Raw genomic sequence first — 17,008 nt, 5'->3', positions numbered from 1 at the left:
CCCGAACTAGGGTTGTCGAGTGGCTGATCCATCGTCCTACCGACCCGCCCCAGGGTCGATCCCTGACTCACCCGGTGTCTATCGCTTCAGCGACTCCGCCGGGCGGGTGATCTACGTCGGCAAGGCGAAGAACCTGCGGGCGCGGCTGTCGTCGTACTTCCAGGACCTGGTCAACCTGCACCCGCGCACGCAGGCGATGGTGACGACCGCGGCGAAGGTCGAGTGGACCGTCGTCGGCACCGAGGTCGAGTCGCTGCAGCTGGAGTACTCCTGGATCAAGGAGTACGACCCGCGCTTCAACGTGAAGTACCGCGACGACAAGTCGTACCCCTGGCTCGCGATCACGCTTGATGAAGACTTTCCACGAGTGATGGTCGGCCGCGGCCAGAAGAAGAAGGGCGTGCGGTACTTCGGTCCCTACAGCCACGCCTGGGCGATCCGGGAGACCGTCGACCTGCTGCTCCGGGTCTTCCCGATGCGTTCCTGCAGCAAGGGCGTGTTCAACCGGCACCGCCAGATCGGCCGGCCCTGCCTGCTCGGCTACATCGGCAAGTGCGCGGCGCCCTGCACCGGTCAGGTCACCCAGGACGAGCACCGCAAGATCGTCGACGATTTCGCCGCCTTCCTCTCCGGTCAGACCGCGACCTACGTGCGCCGGCTGCAGCAGGAGATGAAGGCCGCGGCCGCCGAGCTGGAATACGAGCGAGCAGCCAAGATCCGCGACGACCTCGCCGCCCTCGACAAGGCACTGGCCAAGAACGCGGTCGTCCTCGGCGACGGCACCGACACCGACGTGATCGCGCTCAGCGAGGACCCGCTCGAGGTCGCCGTCCAGATCTTCTACGTCCGCGGCGGCCGGATCCGCGGTGAGCGCGGCTGGATCGCCGACAAAGCCGACGGTACGGCGACCACCGGCGACCTGGTCTCGCAGTTCATCACGCAGACGTACGCCGGCGATTCGGGCGACGCGATTCCGCGCGAGATCCTGGTGCCGGTCATCCCGGACGATGTCGACGCGCTGACCGAGTGGCTGGAGCGGACCCGTGGTACGCGGGTGGCGATCCGGGTCCCGCAACGCGGTGACAAGAAGGCGTTGATGGAGACCGTCGAGCGCAACGCGCTGCAGACGCTCACCATGCACAAGACCAAGCGGGCCAGCGATCTGACCACCCGCAACCAGGCGCTGGAGGAGATCCAGGCCGGTCTCGACCTGCCCGAGGCGCCACTGCGGATGGAGTGCTACGACGTCTCGAACCTGCAAGGCACCGAGGTGGTCGCCTCGATGGTCGTCTTCGAGGACGGTCTGCCGCGCAAGAGCGAATACCGCAGGTTCGTGATCAAGGGCGTCGAAGGGCAGAACGATGTCGCCTCGATCGCCGAGGTGCTGACCCGGCGGTTCAAGCGGATGATCGAGGACCGCGCGGACATCCCGGAGGGGGAGGACCCGACGGCGTACCTGGTCGATCCGGAGACCGGCCGGGCGAAGAAGTTCGCCTACACCCCGGGCCTGGTCGTGGTCGACGGCGGTCCGCCGCAGGTCGCGGCTGCCCGGCAGGCGCTCGACGAGCTGGGGCTGGGGGACATCCCGATCTGCGGTCTGGCCAAGCGGCTGGAGGAGGTCTGGATCCCCGACGACGAGGATCCGGTGATCTTCTCCCGGACCTCCGAAGGGCTGTACCTGCTGCAGCGGTTGCGCGACGAGGCGCACCGGTTCGCCATCACCCACCACCGCAACCGGCGCTCCAAGAGCATGGTCGAGAGCGTGCTGGACGACGTACCGGGGCTGGGGGAGGTGCGGCGCAAGACGCTGCTGCGGCACTTCGGGTCGCTGAAGAAGTTGCGGCAGGCCACGATCGACGAGGTGGCCGAGCTGCCCGGATTCGGGCGCCGGACGGCGGAGTCCGTCGTACTGGCGGTGAACGCTGCCGCAACGACGGCCGAATCCGGCCGGGCGCCGTCGGTGAACACCGCCACAGGCGAGATACTGGGAGAAGACGTCCCGGTGGCCGGGACGGCGCCACACGGGGACCCAGGGAGAACTGAGAACTGATGGACGACACGAACGGCAACCTGATCATCGTGACCGGGATGTCCGGCGCGGGGCGGAGTTCGGTCGCGGACGTGCTGGAGGACCTCGGCTGGTTCGTGGTCGACAACCTGCCGCCGATGTTCCTGACCACGATGGTCGAGCAGACGATCGGCACCGGGACGCAACCCCGGCTCGCGGTCGTCGTCGACGTCCGGACCGGGATGTTCTTCGACGAGCTGAGCTCCGCGCTGCACGACCTGCGGATCAAGGGCTACCGGCCGCTGACCCTGTTCCTGGAGGCCTCCGACGACGTCATCGTGCGCCGGCAGGAGGGTGTCCGCCGGCCGCACCCGTTGCAGGGCGAGGGCCGGCTGCTGACCGGGATCCAGCGCGAGCGCGAGTTGCTCGGCGACATCCGGGCCGGCGCCGACCTGGTCATCGACACCTCGAACATGAACGTCCACCAGCTCGCCGCGAAGATCGTGAACGCCTTCGGCGAGGAGGAGAACGCCGAGCTCCGGGCGACCGTGGTGTCGTTCGGTTTCAAGTACGGCATCCCGGTCGACGCCGACGTGGTCGCGGACATGCGCTTCATCCCGAACCCGTACTGGCAGCCCGACCTGCGCCCGATGACCGGGCAGGACAAGCCTGTGTCAGACTTCGTGCTCGGCCATCCGCTGGCCCAGCAGTTCCTGCAGAACTACGTGGACGTGCTGGACACCTTGCGGACCGGCTACCTGAACGAGGGCAAGCGCTTCGTCACCGTCGCGATCGGCTGCACCGGGGGTAAGCACCGCAGCGTTGCGATGTCCGAGGAGATCGCCCGCCGACTGCGCGAGAAGGGGTCACCCACCTTGGTCGTCCACAGAGATCTCGGGCGCGAGTGACGCGGAGCCCCTCGGTCGTCGCACTCGGCGGGGGACACGGCCTGGCCGCTTCTCTCTCCGCACTTCGACACGTCACCGATCACCTCACCGCGATCGTCACTGTTGCCGATAACGGCGGCTCCTCGGGCCGGCTGCGCCAAGAGCTGGGCGTGCTTCCGCCGGGTGATCTGCGGATGGCGCTGGCCGCGCTGTGCCGCGACGACGAGTGGGGCCGCACCTGGGCCGACGTACTGCAGCATCGCTTCCGCAGCAACGGCGAGCTGCACGACCACGCGGTCGGCAACTTGCTGATCGTGGCGCTCTGGGAGCTGCTGGGTGAAGCGGTCGACGGCCTCGATTGGGTCGGCCGCCTGCTCGGCGCTCAAGGCCGCGTGCTGCCGATGTCCGCCGTACCGCTGGACATCACTGCCCGCGTGATCGGCCTCGACCCCGAGCACCCGGAGGCGATGACCGAGATCCGCGGCCAGGCCGAGGTCGCGACCACCGAGGGCCATGTCGTCGACGTGGCTCTCGACCCGGCCGACCCGCCGGCTTGTCCCGAGGCTCTGGTGGCCGTCGCGGAGGCCGACTGGGTCGTGGTCGGTCCGGGCTCGTGGTTCACATCGGTGATTCCGAACCTGCTGGTGCCTGCGTTGTGCCGCGGTCTCGAGCAGACCAGCGCCCGTCGCCTGCTGACGCTGAACCTGGGGGAGCAGAAGGGCGAGACCGACGGCTTCTCACCCGAGACCCACCTCGAGGTGCTCGCCGCTCACGCGCCCGATCTGCGGATCGACGTCGTACTCGCCGACGAAGGCCACGTGCCGGACCCCGAGTCCCTGCGCCGTACGGCGGAGTCACTCGGGGCCGAGGTGGTCATCGCCGACATCGCCGACGACGACCAGCACCTCCATCACGCTCCCGACAAACTCACGAAGGTCTACCGGGAGCTCCTCGTCTAGCTGGCGTCGACGGTGATCTTCTTGTCGTAGACCAGCTTGGCGTCCGCGTCGTACCCGCGGACCCGCACCTTCTTGAAGTTCTCGCTGCCACCGGTGGTGCCCCACAGGTAGTAGCCGTTCGAGATCGCCGCACGCACCGGGCCGGTCGGCAGATCCACGATGATCTGGGCAACACCGTCCGGAACCATCGCCCAGTTTCTGAACAGGTCCTTCGCGGGATCACCGAACGTCCCGTCGGCGTGCACCCCGCTGCGCGTGTAGTCGTAGGCGGTCTTCCCATCCCGATAGCACCAGGCGACGACGTTCTGGCCGGGGGAGACGACCAGCGCGGTGAAACGCTCGGCGCTCCCGACCTTCAGCGCAACTACCCAGTCGGGGCTGATTCGGCCGGCGGCGTCCACCCGTGGGTCAGAGCCTGGCCCTGGCTTCGGCAACCCGTTGCCCGGGCCGTCGAAGTACGCGTCGTCAGGTCGCTTGCACTCGGCGCGGACCTGCTCGTCGCTCAACGGACTGAACGGTACGACGGCCAGCGGCTTACCGGTGTCGGGATCCTTCGTCAGCAAGGTCCGTGGCTCGATCGGACTCGCGGTCTTGATCTTCACATCCGGGGGAACCGGCTGCTCGGCCGCGGGCGGTTCGTACTTCCAGTCGTACACGCGCTTGCCGGTGGCGTCGTAGGCCCGGATCCGCCGGATCGTGGGGGCGCCGTCCACGGGCTCGTAGGTTTCGCGCCAGGTCGGCGGGCCGAGGGTGAAGAACCTGCCCTCGGCGACCAGCGCCTGTCGCGGTGCGGACTCGCCGTCCAAGGTCGCCAGCACGTGGGTGACGCCGGTGGCTGGGATCATGGCCTTGGCCAGGACCGCCTTCGGCGATCCGTCGGTCGACGTGGTCGGGAAGCGTCCCATGCTGTCGATCTGGGTACTGGATTTCATCGTGCAACCGAAGACGACCGATCGATCGGGGGAGAGGAAGAGCGCCTGCAGGCGCTGCTGGTCACCGCTCTTCAGGACGACCTTCCAGCGGGCGTCGACCGGGCCGGCCTCGTCCGTGGCCGAATGGCGCATCCGCTGGTCGGCGGGCTCGCAGCGCTTGAGGACCTCGGCGTCGGACAGTGGGCTGACCGGCGGCAGCGCCTGCGCCGTCAGCCCGGTCTCGTTGTCGACGACCTGCCCGGTCTTCGGGTCGACGGTGATCGTCTCGCTCCGCGGTGAACCCGCCGGGCCGTCCCCGCGGTGCAGACTGTTCGACCAGACGGTGGCACCGCCGATGATCGCCAGGGTGGTCACCGCAGCGGTCGAGGCGATGCCGATGCGGCCACGGCGGACCGATCGGCGTCCTCGGGCGAGGATGTCGTCGATGTCCGTGTGCAGTGGCTGCTCGCTGTCGTCCGCGGCAGTGTTCAGCAGGTGTTCGATGTCGTTGCTCACGAGGCGCTCCTTTCGGTGTGGCCGAGTAGTTCGCGGAGCCGGTCGAGTCCGCGGGAGGTCTGGCTCTTCACGCCGCCCTGGCTGACGCCGAGGATCTCGGCGGTCTCTTCGACACTGAGGTCGTTGTAGTAGCGCAGTACGACGCACGCGCGCTGGCTCGGAGCCAGTTGCGCGAGGGCCTTGATCACGAGCAGCCGGTTGTCGACCGGTCCGCCGATGTCGGGCATCACCAACGCGGCCTCGTCGGTCTCGTCGGGTCGTTCGCGCCGCCATGGCTTGCGGGACTGGTCCAGCACCGAGGTCACCACGGCCCGGTGCGCATAACTCTTCACGCCCTCCCGCCGTTCGATCCGGTTCCACCGGCGGTACACCTTCACCAGGGCGTCCTGGGCGGCGTCCTCCGCGCGATGCCAGTCACCGCACATCAAGTACGCCGTACGGCGTAGTGGGCGGATCATCATCGCGGCGAACTCGGTGAACTCGGCGTCGTCTCGTGCTCTCATGCCCCTCCTCTCGTGCTGTCGCGGAAGGAACGCAGCCGACCGGGTGTTGGGTTGCAGTGGTGCGTAACGCAGTTCGCCCGGGCGGAGTTGGAGGTTCGGGTGCGAGGGTCTTTGACAACGGTGGGAGGATGCACTCTATGGCGATGACAGCACAGGTGAAGTCCGAGTTGACCAGCATCCAGGTCACGAAACCCTGTTGCCGCAAGGCCGAGGTGTCGTCCGTGCTGCGCTTCGCGGGTGGGCTGCACCTGGTCTCCGGCCGGATCGTCGTCGAGGCCGAGCTGGACAGTGGTGCGGCCGCCCGCCGGCTGCGCAAGGACATCGCGGAGATCTTCGGGCACCCGTCGGACGTCGTGGTGATCTCCCCGTCCGGAATCCGGAAGCAAACGAAGTACGTCGTCCGGGTCGTTCGCGACGGTGATGCGCTGGCCCGCCAGACCGGGCTGGTCGACAACCGCGGCCGTCCGGTCCGCGGCCTGCCGCCGGCCGTGGTGTCGGGTGCGTCCTGTGACGCGGTGGCCGCTTGGCGGGGTGCGTTCCTGGCTCACGGTTCACTGACCGAGCCGGGCCGCTCGTCGTCGCTCGAGGTGACGTGCCCTGGTCCGGAGGCTGCGCTGGCGCTGGTGGGTGCAGCCCGTCGGCTGGGCATCGGCTCCAAGGCCCGTGAGGTGCGCAACGTCGACCGCGTGGTCATCCGCGATGGTGACGCGATCGGCGCGCTGTTGACCCGCCTCGGTGCCCACGAGTCGGTCCTGGCCTGGGAAGAGCGCCGCATGCGCCGCGAGGTCCGCGCCACCGCGAACCGCCTGGCCAACTTCGACGACGCGAACCTGCGCCGTTCCGCCCGCGCCGCGGTCGCCGCGGGTGCACGGGTCGAGCGCGCACTCGAGATCCTGGGCGACGACGTACCGGATCACCTGCAGGTGGCCGGCAAGCTGCGCCTCGAGCACAAGCAGGCCAGCCTCGAAGAGCTCGGTCAGCTGCACGAGCCGGCCCTCACCAAGGACGCCGTGGCCGGCCGCATCCGCCGCCTGCTGGCGATGGCCGACAAGCGCGCCAGCGACCTCGGCATCCCGAACACCGAGGCCAACCTCACCCCGGAAATGCTCGACCCCGCCTGATCCTTCGTACTCAGCGTTCAACGGCCCTCGGTCTCGACCGGGGGCCGTCGCTGTTGCGCGGGGCGCCGGCCCAGGACTGAAGGTTTTCCCGGGACTTCCGGCCTTTTCCGGGCCGATCGATTCCCTTTCGCCAAGGGGTGGCTGAGGGTGTGCGTGCCCAATCGCGCACGACATGTCCCGGTTCGTGCGCGTCTTCCCGCCCAAGGGAGTACGCATGAAGCGCATCCATCGCGCCGGTCTCGCCGCGACGGCGATCGCCGGCCTGGCCGTCCTCGCTGTGACGGTCCCCGTCCAGGCCGCCCAGCCGAGCAGTGGCCCGGCGGCCTCGCCGGTCGCTGCCGCCCGCGCCAACGCCGCCGGCCTCGGCCTCGGTGACGGCGGAGACCTCGTCGTCCGCGACGTGGTCGTCGACGGTGACGGCAGCAGCCACGTCAGGTTCGACCGCGCCTACCAAGGCCTGCCGGTCGTCGGCGGTGACGTCGTCGTCCACCAGGACAAGGCCGGCAAGGCCCGCTCGTCCAGTGGCGGTATCGGCAAGCTCGGCCTGTCGATCAAGCCGACCGTCTCCGCGGCAGCTGCCGGCGCGGCCGCCAAGCAGAAGTCCGCCCGGCAGCAGCTGGTCGTGTTCGTCACGAACGCCGGCCAGTCCAAGCTCGCCTACAAGGTCGTCTCCGAGGGCCGCAACGCCAAGGGCGAGCCGACCGGCACCGAGACGTACGTCGATGCTCAGACCGGCAAGGTCCTCGACAGCTGGAGCACGGTCGCCGACGACCTCGGCAGCGGCTCGGGCCTGTACGTCGGCACGGTCGGCCTCGACACCACCAAGTCCGGCACCAGCTGGACGATGGTCGACCCGGTCCGCGGCGGCAACTCGACGTACAACGCCGGAACGCTGTTCTCCGACGCCGACAACGTGTGGGGGACCGGTAGCAACTCCAACCCGCAGTCGGCCGGTGTCGACGCCCACTACGGCATCGCCAAGACGTGGGACTACTACAAGAACGTGCACGGCCGTAACGGCATCGCCAACGACGGCAAGGGTGCGAAGTCCTACGTCCACGACGGCGCGTACGTGAACGCCTCGTGGAGCGACTCGTGCTTCTGCATGCGGTACGGCGACGGCGACCCGAGCCAGGGGATCGGCCCGCTCGTCGAGCTGGACATCGCAGGCCACGAGATGAGCCACGGTGTCACCAGCCGCTCGGCCGGTCTGCGCTACAGCGGTGAGTCCGGCGGCCTGAACGAGTCCACGTCGGACATCTTCGGTACGGCGGTCGAGTGGTACGCCGCCAACGGTTCGGACACTCCGGACTACGTGCTCGGCGAGGAGATCTTCACCGACTACAACCCGGCCACCAACTACATCCGGCGGCTCGACAAGCCGTCGATGGACGGCGCCAGCGCCGACTCGTGGTCGAAGGGCGTCGGCCGGCTGAACGTGCACTACTCGTCCGGTGTCGGCAACCACTTCTTCTACCTGCTGTCCGAGGGCAGCGGCGCGAAGACGATCAACGGCGTCGCCTACAACAGCCCGACGGTCAACGGCATCACGGTGACCGGCATCGGCATCAGCAAGGCCGAGAAGATCTGGTACCGCGCACTGACGACGTACATGACGTCGCGCACCGACTACAAGGGCGCCCGCACGGCCACCCTGAACGCCGCCACCGACCTGTACGGCGCGAGCAGCCCCGAGCGGGCCGCGGTCGACAAGGCGTGGGCCGCGGTGAACGTCGTCGGTTGATCCGGTGAACCGGCGGTTTCCGCAGGAACACTGCGGAAACCGCCAGGTTCCAGACCAGCAAGTGGTCTGGTCTGAAACCTCGTCGCGATGGGCGGTGGTCTGCTGTGGATAGCACCAGTTGGCCGAGTGGGCGGTTGGGTTAGTGTTCGGGGTGAAGAGCAGTGCTGGAACGCTAGTTCGAGGAGACGTAGTCCCGTGACCGTACGCGTAGGTATCAACGGCTTCGGCCGGATCGGCCGTAACTTCTTCCGCGCCGTCCAGGCGTCCGGTGCCGACATCGAGGTCGTCGCCGTCAACGACCTGACCGACAACCAGACCCTGGCCCACCTGCTCAAGTACGACTCGATCCTGGGCCGTTTTCCTGGTGACGTGTCCGCGACCGACACCGACATCTCGGTCGGCGACCACAGCTTCAAGGCCTTCGCCGAGCGCGACCCGGCCAACCTGAAGTGGTCGGACGTCGGCGCCGACATCGTGATCGAGTCGACCGGCTTCTTCACCGACGCCACCAAGGCCAAGACGCACGCCGACAACGGCGCCAAGAAGGTCATCATCTCCGCCCCGGCGAAGAACGAGGACCTCACCGTCGTCATGGGTGTGAACCACGAGCTGTACGACGCCGAGAAGCACACCGTGATCTCGAACGCGTCCTGCACCACGAACTGCCTCGCCCCGATGGCCAAGGCCATCCACGACGAGTTCGTCATCCAGCAGGGCCTGATGACGACGGTGCACGCCTACACCCAGGACCAGAACCTGCAGGACGGCCCGCACAGCGACCTGCGTCGCGCCCGCGCCGCCGCGCTGAACGTGGTCCCGACCTCGACCGGTGCCGCCAAGGCGATCGGCCTGGTGCTGCCGGAGCTCAAGGGCAAGCTGGACGGCTACGCGCTGCGCGTCCCGGTCCCGACCGGCTCGGCCACCGACCTGACCGTGAACGTCGGCCGCGAGACCTCGGTCGAAGAGGTCAACGCCGCCGTCAAGGCCGCTGCCGAGGGTGCGCTCAAGGGCTACCTGCGGTACACCGAGGACCCGATCGTGTCGAGCGACATCGTCACCGACCCGGCCTCCTGCATCTTCGACGCCGGCCTGACCAAGGTCCTGGGCAACCAGGTCAAGGTCGTCGGCTGGTACGACAACGAGTGGGGCTACTCCAACCGCCTCGTCGACCTCGTGAACTACGTCGGCGCCTCGCTCTGACGATCGCCTGATCCCGTCACGTCCGGGGAACCGAGGTCCTGCCCCGGTTCTCCGGACGTTGTCATGAAGGAAGCCTTAACGTGAAGACCATCGAAGACCTCGGCGACCTGGCCGGCCGGCGGGTACTCGTCCGCTCCGACCTGAACGTGCCGATCAAGAACGACGTGATCGGCGACGACGGCCGCATCCGCGCCTCGCTGCCGACGCTGGTGAAGCTGGCCAAGGCCGGCGCCAAGGTGATCGTGACCGCGCACCTCGGCCGCCCGAAGGGCACCCCGAACCCGGAGTTCACCCTCGCCCCGGTCGCCAAGCGGCTCGGCGAGCTGCTGTCCGCCGAGGGCATCACCGTGCACTTCGCGACCGATGTGACCGGCGATTCCGCCCAGTCCGCCGTACAGGAGCTGGACGAGGGTGAGGTCCTGCTGCTCGAGAACGTGCGCTACGACCCGCGCGAGGAGAGCAAGGACGAGGCGCAGCGTGACCAGTTGGCCGACGAGCTCGCCGCCCTGGCGGATGTCTTCGTCAGCGACGGCTTCGGTGTCGTGCACCGCAAGCAGGCCAGCGTGTACGACGTCGCCCGCAAACTGCCGCATGCCGCCGGCGGCCTCGTGCTGGCGGAGGTCGACGTACTGAAGAAGCTGACCGAGGAGCCGGCCCGTCCGTACGTCGTCGTGCTCGGCGGCGCCAAGGTGTCGGACAAGCTCGCGGTGATCGACAACCTGCTGGCCAAGGCCGACAAGCTGCTGATCGGCGGCGGCATGGTCTTCACCTTCCTGAAGGCGCAGGGACACGAGGTCGGCAAGAGCCTGCTCGAGGAGGATCAGCTCGACGTCGTCCGCGGCTACCTGAAGGAGGCCGGCGACAAGATCGTGCTGCCGACCGACATCGTGGTGGCGCCGGAGTTCAACGCCGACGCGCCCGCGACTGTGGTCGCGGCCGACGCGATCCCGGCCGACCAGCTCGGCCTGGACATCGGTCCCGACTCGGGCAAGGCGTTCGCCACCGAGGTCGCGGCCGCGAAGACGGTGTTCTGGAACGGCCCGATGGGCGTCTTCGAGATGGCGGCGTTCGCGGCCGGAACCAAGGCTGTGGCGCAGGCGTTGACGGAGGTAGATGGCCTGAGTGTCGTCGGTGGCGGTGACTCCGCGGCCGCCGTCCGGCAGCTAGGCTTCGCCGACGATGCGTTCGGCCACATCTCCACCGGTGGTGGCGCATCCCTCGAGTACCTGGAGGGCAAGGAGCTCCCGGGACTCGCCGTACTGGAAGAGGACTGACCCATGGCAGAAGCTGCCCGTACGCCATTGATGGCGGGCAACTGGAAGATGAACCTCAACCATGTTGAGGCCGTGCACCTGCTGCAGAAGCTGTCGTGGACGCTGCAGGACAAGAAGCACGACTTCGAGCGCGTCGAGGTGGCGGTGCTGCCGCCGTTCACCGACATCCGCAGCGTGCAGACGCTGGTCGACGGTGACCGGATGAAGATCAAGTACGGCGGCCAGGACGTGTCGACCAAGGACTCCGGCGCCTACACCGGTGAGATCTCGGCCGCGATGCTGAGCAAGCTCGGCTGCACCTACGTGCTGACCGGACACTCGGAGCGCCGGCAGTACCACGGTGAGGACGACGCGCTGGTCAACGCCAAGACCGCCAAGGCACTCGAGGCGGGCCTGATCCCGATCATGTGCGTCGGTGAGGGTCTCGAGATCCGCAAGGAGAACGGCCAGGTCGAGCACGTGCTGGCCCAGGTTGATGCGGGACTGGCCGGTCTGAAGCAGGACGACGTCCGCAAGGTCGTCATCGCCTACGAGCCGGTCTGGGCGATCGGGACCGGCGAGGTCGCGACCCCGGAGGACGCCCAGGAGGTCAACTCGGCGATCCGGGCGCGGATCGAGGAGACGATTTCACCCTCGGTGGCCGACTCGGTACGGATTCTTTACGGCGGATCGGTGAAGATGGCCAGCGCAGGTGGCATCATGGCCCAACCGGATGTCGACGGCTGTCTCGTCGGGGGTGCGAGCCTCCAGGTGGACGAGTTCGCCGGCATCTGCCGTTACCTGGACCTTCAGTTAGGCTACTCCTCGTGATCCTCGCTTTCTCTATCGTCGTGCTCATCTGCAGCCTCATCCTCACGCTGCTCGTGCTGCTGCACAAAGGCCGTGGTGGCGGCCTGTCCGACCTGTTCGGTGGTGGAGTGTCGTCCAGCCTGGGCGGTTCCTCGGTCGCCGAGCGGAACCTGGACCGCATCACGATCGGCGTCGGCCTGATCTGGTTCGCCTCCATCGTCGCGCTCGGCCTGCTCTACAAAATCGGCTGAGGGAGGTAGGTTCCCGTGGCTGGTGGTGGTAGTGCTATTCGTGGCAGCCGGGTCGGTGCCGGCCCGATGGGCGAGGCGGAGCGCGGCGACACCGCGCCCCGCCAGCGTGTCGTGTTCTTCTGTGCCAACGGGCACGAGACGGCGACCGTCTTCGCGGTCGAGGCAGCTGTCCCGGAGGCGTGGGACTGTCCGCGGTGCGGTCTGCCGACCAGCACCGATGTGAACAACCCCCCGCCGCCGACGAAGATCGAGCCCTACAAGACCCACCTGGCCTACGTGAAGGAGCGGCGCTCCGAGACGGAGGCGGCCGAGATCCTCGAAGAGGCCCTGGAGAAACTCCGCGCGCGGCGTGCCCGCGGCGAAGTCATCTTCTGACCGTTTGTGGTTGTGGCCGGTGCAGCACTGCGTAGGACAGCAGCGCGACACCGGCCACTCCGGCGATCCCGCCGGCCACGTCGAGCAGCCAGTGCTCGGCCAGCGCGATCCGGCTGGCGCTGACCAGCAGGATCGCCGTACCGCCGAGCGCTGATATGCGGCGGCGCCAGCTGGTTCCGATCAGCAGGGTCACTGCGACCGCTGTCGTCACGACCGTCACGTGGCCACTCGGATAGGTGCCGGCCTCGGGTTGCTGTGGCGGTCCGCCACGGTTCAGAAGTCCCTGTAATGCCAGCAGGGAAAGGCATACCGGCACCACTGCGAGCGGCAACAGGCCTTCGCGTGGGCCTCGTCGTCGCCAGGTGAGTGCGGCCACAACCAGTAGGCCGACGATGGCGGCGAGCGTGCCGACTCCACTGGCTATGGTGGCGACCGCTGCCGGTATCGAACCGGGTGCGGCATACGCATGCGTGACCAGCCAGTGGTCGGCAGGCGGAATGGTTGTCCGCAGCAGGTAGCCGGCGGCGGCCATTGCCACGAGCGAGGTGACGCCGACGACGGCCAGACGAGATCTCGACCAAGGTTCCATCTCGACAGCGTCCGGCGACGCCACCCCGAGCCGCATCGGTGATCAACCCTGGAACGTCCCCGGACGCTAGGGTCGGCTCATGAAGTCGTCGATCGCTCCTGTGCGCTGGAACCCGCCCCCGGCCGACCCCGTTCGGCACCCGACGAGCCTGCAGGTCAGCACGGTCGCCGTACCGGGTCACGGGCCCGAGGACGCGTTGATCGATGAGGACGGCAGTGTCCTCACAGGTCTCGTGGATGGCCGCATCCTGCGGGTCAGCCCCGACGGTACGGCGATCAGCGTGCTCGGCGACACCGGCGGCCGGCCGCTCGGGCTGGAGTGGCTTCCGGACGGCAAGGTGCTGGTCTGCGACGCCAACCGCGGCCTGCTCACCCTCGACAAGGACGGCCGGGTCACCACCCTGCTGGCCGAGATCGACGGCCGCCCAATGCGCTTCTGCAACAACGCCGCCGTCGACCCCGACGGCACCATCTACTTCTCGGACTCGTCCACCCGCTTCGGCTTCGAGAACTGGAAGGGCGACCTGCTCGAGCACTCCGCCACCGGCAGCGTCTACCGCCTCACCCCCGACGGCACAGTCACCCGCCTGGCCGCCAACCGCGCCTTCCCCAACGGCGTGGCCCTCAGCGCCGACCACCAAACCCTCTACTGGGCCGAAACCGCGACGTACGCCGTCTACAAACTCGACCTCAGGACGCCGGACGCAGAGCCCGCCGTACTGGCCCGTGTCCCCGGCCTGCCGGACAACATCGCCCGCGGCTCCGACGGCCTCATCTGGGTCACCATCGGCTCACCCCGCAACGCCCTCCTCGACCTCCTGCTCCCCAAGCCCCCCATCCTCCGCAAACTCGTCTGGGCCCTCCCCGACGCCCTCCAGCCCGGCCCCGCCGACATCATCGAGGTCCAGGCCTACGACGAGTCCGGCACCCTCATCCACGACCTCCGCGGCAAACACCCCGACTTCCGCATGCCCACCGGCGTCCGCGAACACAACGGCAAAGTCTGGCTAGCCAGCATCGGCACCACAACGATCGCGAGCTTCCCAACGCCTGCGCATTAGGGTTCGAGAAGCTCCGCCGGGTCGAAGCTCATTGGAAACGGCTCCGCGGTCTCGAACAGCTCACCGGAGCGTGCCCGCGCCTGCGTGATGTACCGCCCGCTGGAGCCGAGACGTAACAGCTCCAGTTCCACCTCACCTCGCCAAACCTGCACGTGCAGATAGAACGGAATGCCGAGCGCGGCGCAGATGGCCGGCTTGTCGATCCGATCCCGGTGATGGGAGGACGGAGAGATGATCTCGATTGGGCACAGCACCTGCTCGGGCTCGAACCAGGTCTGATTCCTGGCCGGGCTCTTGAGAAGCACCAGATCGGGCTCGATCCATCCCTTGATCCCGGTCCGAACATTAAGCGCCGTGTACAGCGCATGTCCCGCGGATAGCGCCGCCGGGTCCAGTAGACGGATCAGTCGGGATGTCGCCCAGCTGTTTGCGCTGCCCTCGCGGGGACTCATCCGGAGCCTTCCCTCTACTGCCTCGTACCGCGTGGGCGGCATTCCGTCGATCGGCAGGTGACGCGCCGCCATCTCCACGGTCCACAGACCGTCCAGGTCGACCATCGGATCGAAATAAGGCTCATATTCAACGGCTGACATACCTACCTCCTTCTCAGCAGGATGATACTTCTTTTGTCTCAGCCGATTTGCCAGGAGCGTTTCGACAAGCCGTACCAGAAGCCGTCGATGATGGTTTCGGCGGTGGGGAGTTGGTTGGCGGCGGCGCCCAGGGTGACGAACAGTGGGGCGAAGTGTTCGGTGCGGGGGTGGGCGATGGTGGCGGCTGGGGCCTTGTGGAGGAAGTCGATCAGGGCGTCGACGTCTTGGGACTGCAGGGCGTGGCGGGTCCAGTCGTCGAACTCGATCGACCAGTTCGGGGCGGGGGCGTCGACGCCGGCGGCGAAGTTCATTTCGCGCAGGTTGTGCGTGGTGAAGCCGCTGCCGATGATCAGGACGCCCTGGTCGCGCAGGGGTGCGAGCTTCTGGCCGATGCGGAAGAGCTCGGTGGGGTCGAGGGTCGGCATCGAGACCTGGAGGACCGGGATGTCGGCCTCTGGGTACATCTCCTTCAGCGGGACGTAAGCCCCGTGGTCGAGACCGCGAGTCGGGTCGTCATAGACCGGCGTACCGGGGGAGTGGAGCAGTTTGCGGACCTGGTCGGCGAGCTGCGGGGCGCCGGGGGCGGCGTACTGGACCTGGTAGTAGCGCTCCGGGAAGCCGCCGAAGTCGTAGAGCAGCGGCACGGTCTCGGTGGCCGCGAGGGTGAGCGGGGCGGCTTCCCAGTGGGCGGAGACGATCAGGATCGCGGTCGGGCGCTCGAGCGCGGCCGAGACACCGGCCAGCTCGGCGGTCCAGCGGCGGTCGTCGGCCAGCGGGGGTGCGCCGTGGCTCAGGTAAAGCACCGGGGTAGTCATGCTCATCCGAACCTAGTTGAACACTCAATCTATTCCCGAGTCGATAAGGTGCACCCATGCGATTCGGGATCACGATCCTGCCGGAATACCGGTGGAAGGAAGCAGAGCGGCGCTGGCGGCGGGCGGAGGAGCTCGGGTTCGACCACGCCTGGACCTACGACCACCTGACCTGGAGCGGCTTACAGGACTCACCCTGGTACGGGACGACGCCGACCCTGACCGCGGCTGCGCTGGCGACGTCGACGATCAAGCTCGGCACGTTCGTCACCTCACCGAACTTCCGGCACCCGCTCGCGCTGACCCGCGAGATCCTTGCCCTCGACGACATCTCTGACGGCCGCTTCCTCTGCGGTCTCGGCGCCGGCGGTGGCATCGACACCACGATCCAGGGCGGCGCCGATCTGTCTCCGAAGCAGAAGGTCGACCGGCTCACCGAGTTCGTCGAGCTGCTGGACACGCTGCTGACGACCGACGGCGTCGACTACAAGGGCGAGTACTTCGAGGTCCGCAACGGCCGCACGCTCCCGGGCTGCATCCAGCAACCGCGCGTGCCGTTCGTGATGGCCGCCAACGGCCCGCGTTCGCTCCGCCTGGCCGCCAAGTACGGCGCGGGCTGGGTCACCACCGGCGGTCGCGCCGACGACCTCGACAGCTGGTTCGCCACGGTCACCGAGCTGTCCCACCGCCTCGATGACGTGCTCACTGCCACCGGCCCTTTCGATCGCTACCTCTCGATCGACAACAGCGTCTACGCGCTGTCCAGCATCGCCGCCTTCGAGGACATCGTCGGCCGGGCGGCCACCCTCGGCTTCACCGACGTGATCACGCACTGGCCGCGTGCGGAAGGCATCTACGCCGGCAACGAGGACGTGCTCGAGCAGATCGCCGCAGAGGTCATTCCGCGCTTCCGTTAGGCGTGCGACGCCGTACCCACTCGGGGATGGCGTACCAGAAGACGATGAACCAGAGCAGGACGATCGCGGCGACGACGATCGCGATCGGGCGGGACACCACGACATCGATCGCCAGCAGGACGCCGCCGGTCATGGCGAGCACCAGGAAGGCCAGGCCGGCGACGGCCATTCGGCTGGCGATCGGGAGCATCCGGTCGCGCAGTTTGTGCCGGTAGACGATCCGGTGGAACGACACCGGCGCGAGGAACAGCCCGACCGCGAGAGCGGAGGCGATCAGCGTTCCGGCGTACACATGATGGGTGAACGCGTCCGCACTCTGGAACGCATTCTGGAATGCGATGCTGAGCAGGAACGCGAACAGGATCTGGGTGCCGGTCTGCGCCAGCCGCAGCTCCTGAAGCAGTTCACCCCATTGCCGGTCCAGACGCTCACCGGCGTCTTCCCCGGGGCGGCTGTATCGCTCGTTCTCGGTCATCGCGACCATTGTCACCCCGGACAA

18 protein-coding genes are annotated in these 17,008 nt (G+C 67.9%); 12 read left to right on the top strand and 6 right to left on the bottom strand.

From position 1 onward, the window contains the following. Nucleotides 1-19 precede the first annotated feature (19 nt). Genes uvrC through ABD231_RS38350 form a run of 3 tightly spaced genes read left to right on the top strand, consistent with a single transcriptional unit; the run spans nucleotide 20 to nucleotide 3,854 of the window. On the top strand, nucleotides 20-2,050 hold the full coding sequence (uvrC, locus tag ABD231_RS38360; protein ID WP_344164023.1) for an excinuclease ABC subunit UvrC: 2,031 nt from the start codon (nucleotides 20-22) through the stop codon (nucleotides 2,048-2,050). Continuing rightward, on the top strand, nucleotides 2,050-2,916 hold the full coding sequence (gene rapZ, locus ABD231_RS38355) for an RNase adapter RapZ (RefSeq protein ID WP_344164020.1): 867 nt from the start codon (nucleotides 2,050-2,052) through the stop codon (nucleotides 2,914-2,916). The genes uvrC and rapZ overlap by 1 nt, the downstream gene beginning before the upstream one ends. Continuing rightward, the gene (locus ABD231_RS38350; protein ID WP_344164017.1) at nucleotides 2,913-3,854 is read left to right on the top strand and encodes a gluconeogenesis factor YvcK family protein; all 942 of its coding nucleotides are present in this window, start codon (nucleotides 2,913-2,915) and stop codon (nucleotides 3,852-3,854) included. Before rapZ ends, ABD231_RS38350 begins: the two co-directional genes overlap by 4 nt. Here the strand turns inward: ABD231_RS38350 and ABD231_RS38345 are convergent. Both ABD231_RS38345 and ABD231_RS38340 read right to left on the bottom strand, forming a co-directional pair. Then, nucleotides 3,851-5,281: a hypothetical protein gene (locus tag ABD231_RS38345; protein ID WP_344164014.1), complete on the bottom strand. Its 1,431-nt coding sequence runs from the start codon at nucleotides 5,279-5,281 to the stop codon at nucleotides 3,851-3,853. The genes ABD231_RS38350 and ABD231_RS38345 overlap by 4 nt on opposite strands. Continuing rightward, nucleotides 5,278-5,784, bottom strand: a complete 507-nt coding sequence (locus tag ABD231_RS38340) for a SigE family RNA polymerase sigma factor (RefSeq protein ID WP_344164011.1) — start codon at nucleotides 5,782-5,784, stop codon at nucleotides 5,278-5,280. The genes ABD231_RS38345 and ABD231_RS38340 overlap by 4 nt, the downstream gene beginning before the upstream one ends. A 137-nt stretch (nucleotides 5,785-5,921) precedes the next feature. Between ABD231_RS38340 and whiA the strand changes: the two genes are divergently transcribed. The 7 genes from whiA (at nucleotide 5,922) to ABD231_RS38305 (ending at nucleotide 12,538) form a co-directional block, all read left to right on the top strand. After that, complete coding sequence (whiA, locus tag ABD231_RS38335; RefSeq protein WP_171673147.1) at nucleotides 5,922-6,905, top strand: DNA-binding protein WhiA; 984 nt, start codon at nucleotides 5,922-5,924, stop codon at nucleotides 6,903-6,905. Nucleotides 6,906-7,119: 214 nt separating this feature from the next. Then, entirely contained in the window at nucleotides 7,120-8,649 is a 1,530-nt protein-coding gene (locus ABD231_RS38330; protein ID WP_344164007.1) for a M4 family metallopeptidase, read from the top strand. Nucleotides 8,650-8,844: 195 nt separating this feature from the next. After that, the gene (gap, locus tag ABD231_RS38325; protein WP_344164004.1) at nucleotides 8,845-9,849 is read left to right on the top strand and encodes a type I glyceraldehyde-3-phosphate dehydrogenase; all 1,005 of its coding nucleotides are present in this window, start codon (nucleotides 8,845-8,847) and stop codon (nucleotides 9,847-9,849) included. Between the two features lie 80 nt (nucleotides 9,850-9,929). Next, nucleotides 9,930-11,123, top strand: a complete 1,194-nt coding sequence (locus ABD231_RS38320; protein ID WP_344164001.1) for a phosphoglycerate kinase — start codon at nucleotides 9,930-9,932, stop codon at nucleotides 11,121-11,123. Nucleotides 11,124-11,126: 3 nt separating this feature from the next. Beyond that, nucleotides 11,127-11,933, top strand: coding sequence for a triose-phosphate isomerase (tpiA, locus tag ABD231_RS38315; RefSeq protein WP_344163998.1), 807 nt, complete (start codon nucleotides 11,127-11,129; stop codon nucleotides 11,931-11,933). After that, nucleotides 11,930-12,163, top strand: a complete 234-nt coding sequence (gene secG, locus ABD231_RS38310; RefSeq protein WP_132403979.1) for a preprotein translocase subunit SecG — start codon at nucleotides 11,930-11,932, stop codon at nucleotides 12,161-12,163. The genes tpiA and secG overlap by 4 nt, the downstream gene beginning before the upstream one ends. Nucleotides 12,164-12,178: 15 nt before the next feature. Continuing rightward, nucleotides 12,179-12,538, top strand: coding sequence for an RNA polymerase-binding protein RbpA (locus ABD231_RS38305; RefSeq protein WP_344163993.1), 360 nt, complete (start codon nucleotides 12,179-12,181; stop codon nucleotides 12,536-12,538). Here ABD231_RS38305 and ABD231_RS38300 read toward each other — a convergent pair. Then, complete coding sequence (locus ABD231_RS38300; protein ID WP_344163990.1) at nucleotides 12,528-13,163, bottom strand: phosphatase PAP2 family protein; 636 nt, start codon at nucleotides 13,161-13,163, stop codon at nucleotides 12,528-12,530. The two genes, ABD231_RS38305 and ABD231_RS38300, sit on opposite strands and share 11 nt — an antisense overlap. A gap of 43 nt (nucleotides 13,164-13,206) precedes the next feature. On the opposite strand from ABD231_RS38300, the gene ABD231_RS38295 reads away from it, so the two are divergent. Next, nucleotides 13,207-14,187, top strand: a complete 981-nt coding sequence (locus ABD231_RS38295; protein WP_344163987.1) for an SMP-30/gluconolactonase/LRE family protein — start codon at nucleotides 13,207-13,209, stop codon at nucleotides 14,185-14,187. Here ABD231_RS38295 and ABD231_RS38290 read toward each other — a convergent pair. Together ABD231_RS38290 and ABD231_RS38285 are read right to left on the bottom strand one after the other, a co-directional pair. Continuing rightward, entirely contained in the window at nucleotides 14,184-14,780 is a 597-nt protein-coding gene (locus ABD231_RS38290) for a Uma2 family endonuclease (protein WP_344163984.1), read from the bottom strand. The two genes, ABD231_RS38295 and ABD231_RS38290, sit on opposite strands and share 4 nt — an antisense overlap. A 38-nt stretch (nucleotides 14,781-14,818) precedes the next feature. Beyond that, nucleotides 14,819-15,595, bottom strand: a complete 777-nt coding sequence (locus ABD231_RS38285) for a dioxygenase family protein (protein ID WP_344163981.1) — start codon at nucleotides 15,593-15,595, stop codon at nucleotides 14,819-14,821. 56 nt (nucleotides 15,596-15,651) lie between these two features. On the opposite strand from ABD231_RS38285, the gene ABD231_RS38280 reads away from it, so the two are divergent. After that, nucleotides 15,652-16,509 carry an LLM class flavin-dependent oxidoreductase gene (locus ABD231_RS38280; RefSeq protein WP_344163978.1) on the top strand — a complete coding sequence of 286 codons (858 nt, stop codon included), beginning with the start codon at nucleotides 15,652-15,654 and terminating at the stop codon, nucleotides 16,507-16,509. Here ABD231_RS38280 and ABD231_RS38275 read toward each other — a convergent pair. Further along, nucleotides 16,490-17,008: DUF6328 family protein (locus ABD231_RS38275; RefSeq protein ID WP_344163975.1), on the bottom strand; the 519-nt coding region annotated here is incomplete at its 5' end. The two genes, ABD231_RS38280 and ABD231_RS38275, sit on opposite strands and share 20 nt — an antisense overlap.

It is taken from the genome of Kribbella yunnanensis (assembly GCF_039529655.1).
Taxonomy (GTDB): domain Bacteria; phylum Actinomycetota; class Actinomycetes; order Propionibacteriales; family Kribbellaceae; genus Kribbella; species Kribbella yunnanensis.
This window is presented reverse-complemented; position numbering and strand designations above follow the sequence as displayed.

Coding starts and splice junctions, on each gene's coding strand:
- rapZ (WP_344164020.1), top strand. CDS start 2,050: ATGGACGACACGAACGGCAACCTGATCATCGTGACCGGGATGTCCGGC.
- ABD231_RS38340 (WP_344164011.1), bottom strand. CDS start 5,784: ATGAGAGCACGAGACGACGCCGAGTTCACCGAGTTCGCCGCGATGATG.
- whiA (WP_171673147.1), top strand. CDS start 5,922: ATGGCGATGACAGCACAGGTGAAGTCCGAGTTGACCAGCATCCAGGTC.
- ABD231_RS38330 (WP_344164007.1), top strand. CDS start 7,120: ATGAAGCGCATCCATCGCGCCGGTCTCGCCGCGACGGCGATCGCCGGC.
- tpiA (WP_344163998.1), top strand. CDS start 11,127: ATGGCAGAAGCTGCCCGTACGCCATTGATGGCGGGCAACTGGAAGATG.
- ABD231_RS38300 (WP_344163990.1), bottom strand. CDS start 13,163: ATGCGGCTCGGGGTGGCGTCGCCGGACGCTGTCGAGATGGAACCTTGG.
- ABD231_RS38295 (WP_344163987.1), top strand. CDS start 13,207: ATGAAGTCGTCGATCGCTCCTGTGCGCTGGAACCCGCCCCCGGCCGAC.
- ABD231_RS38290 (WP_344163984.1), bottom strand. CDS start 14,780: ATGTCAGCCGTTGAATATGAGCCTTATTTCGATCCGATGGTCGACCTG.
- ABD231_RS38285 (WP_344163981.1), bottom strand. CDS start 15,595: ATGACTACCCCGGTGCTTTACCTGAGCCACGGCGCACCCCCGCTGGCC.
- ABD231_RS38280 (WP_344163978.1), top strand. CDS start 15,652: ATGCGATTCGGGATCACGATCCTGCCGGAATACCGGTGGAAGGAAGCA.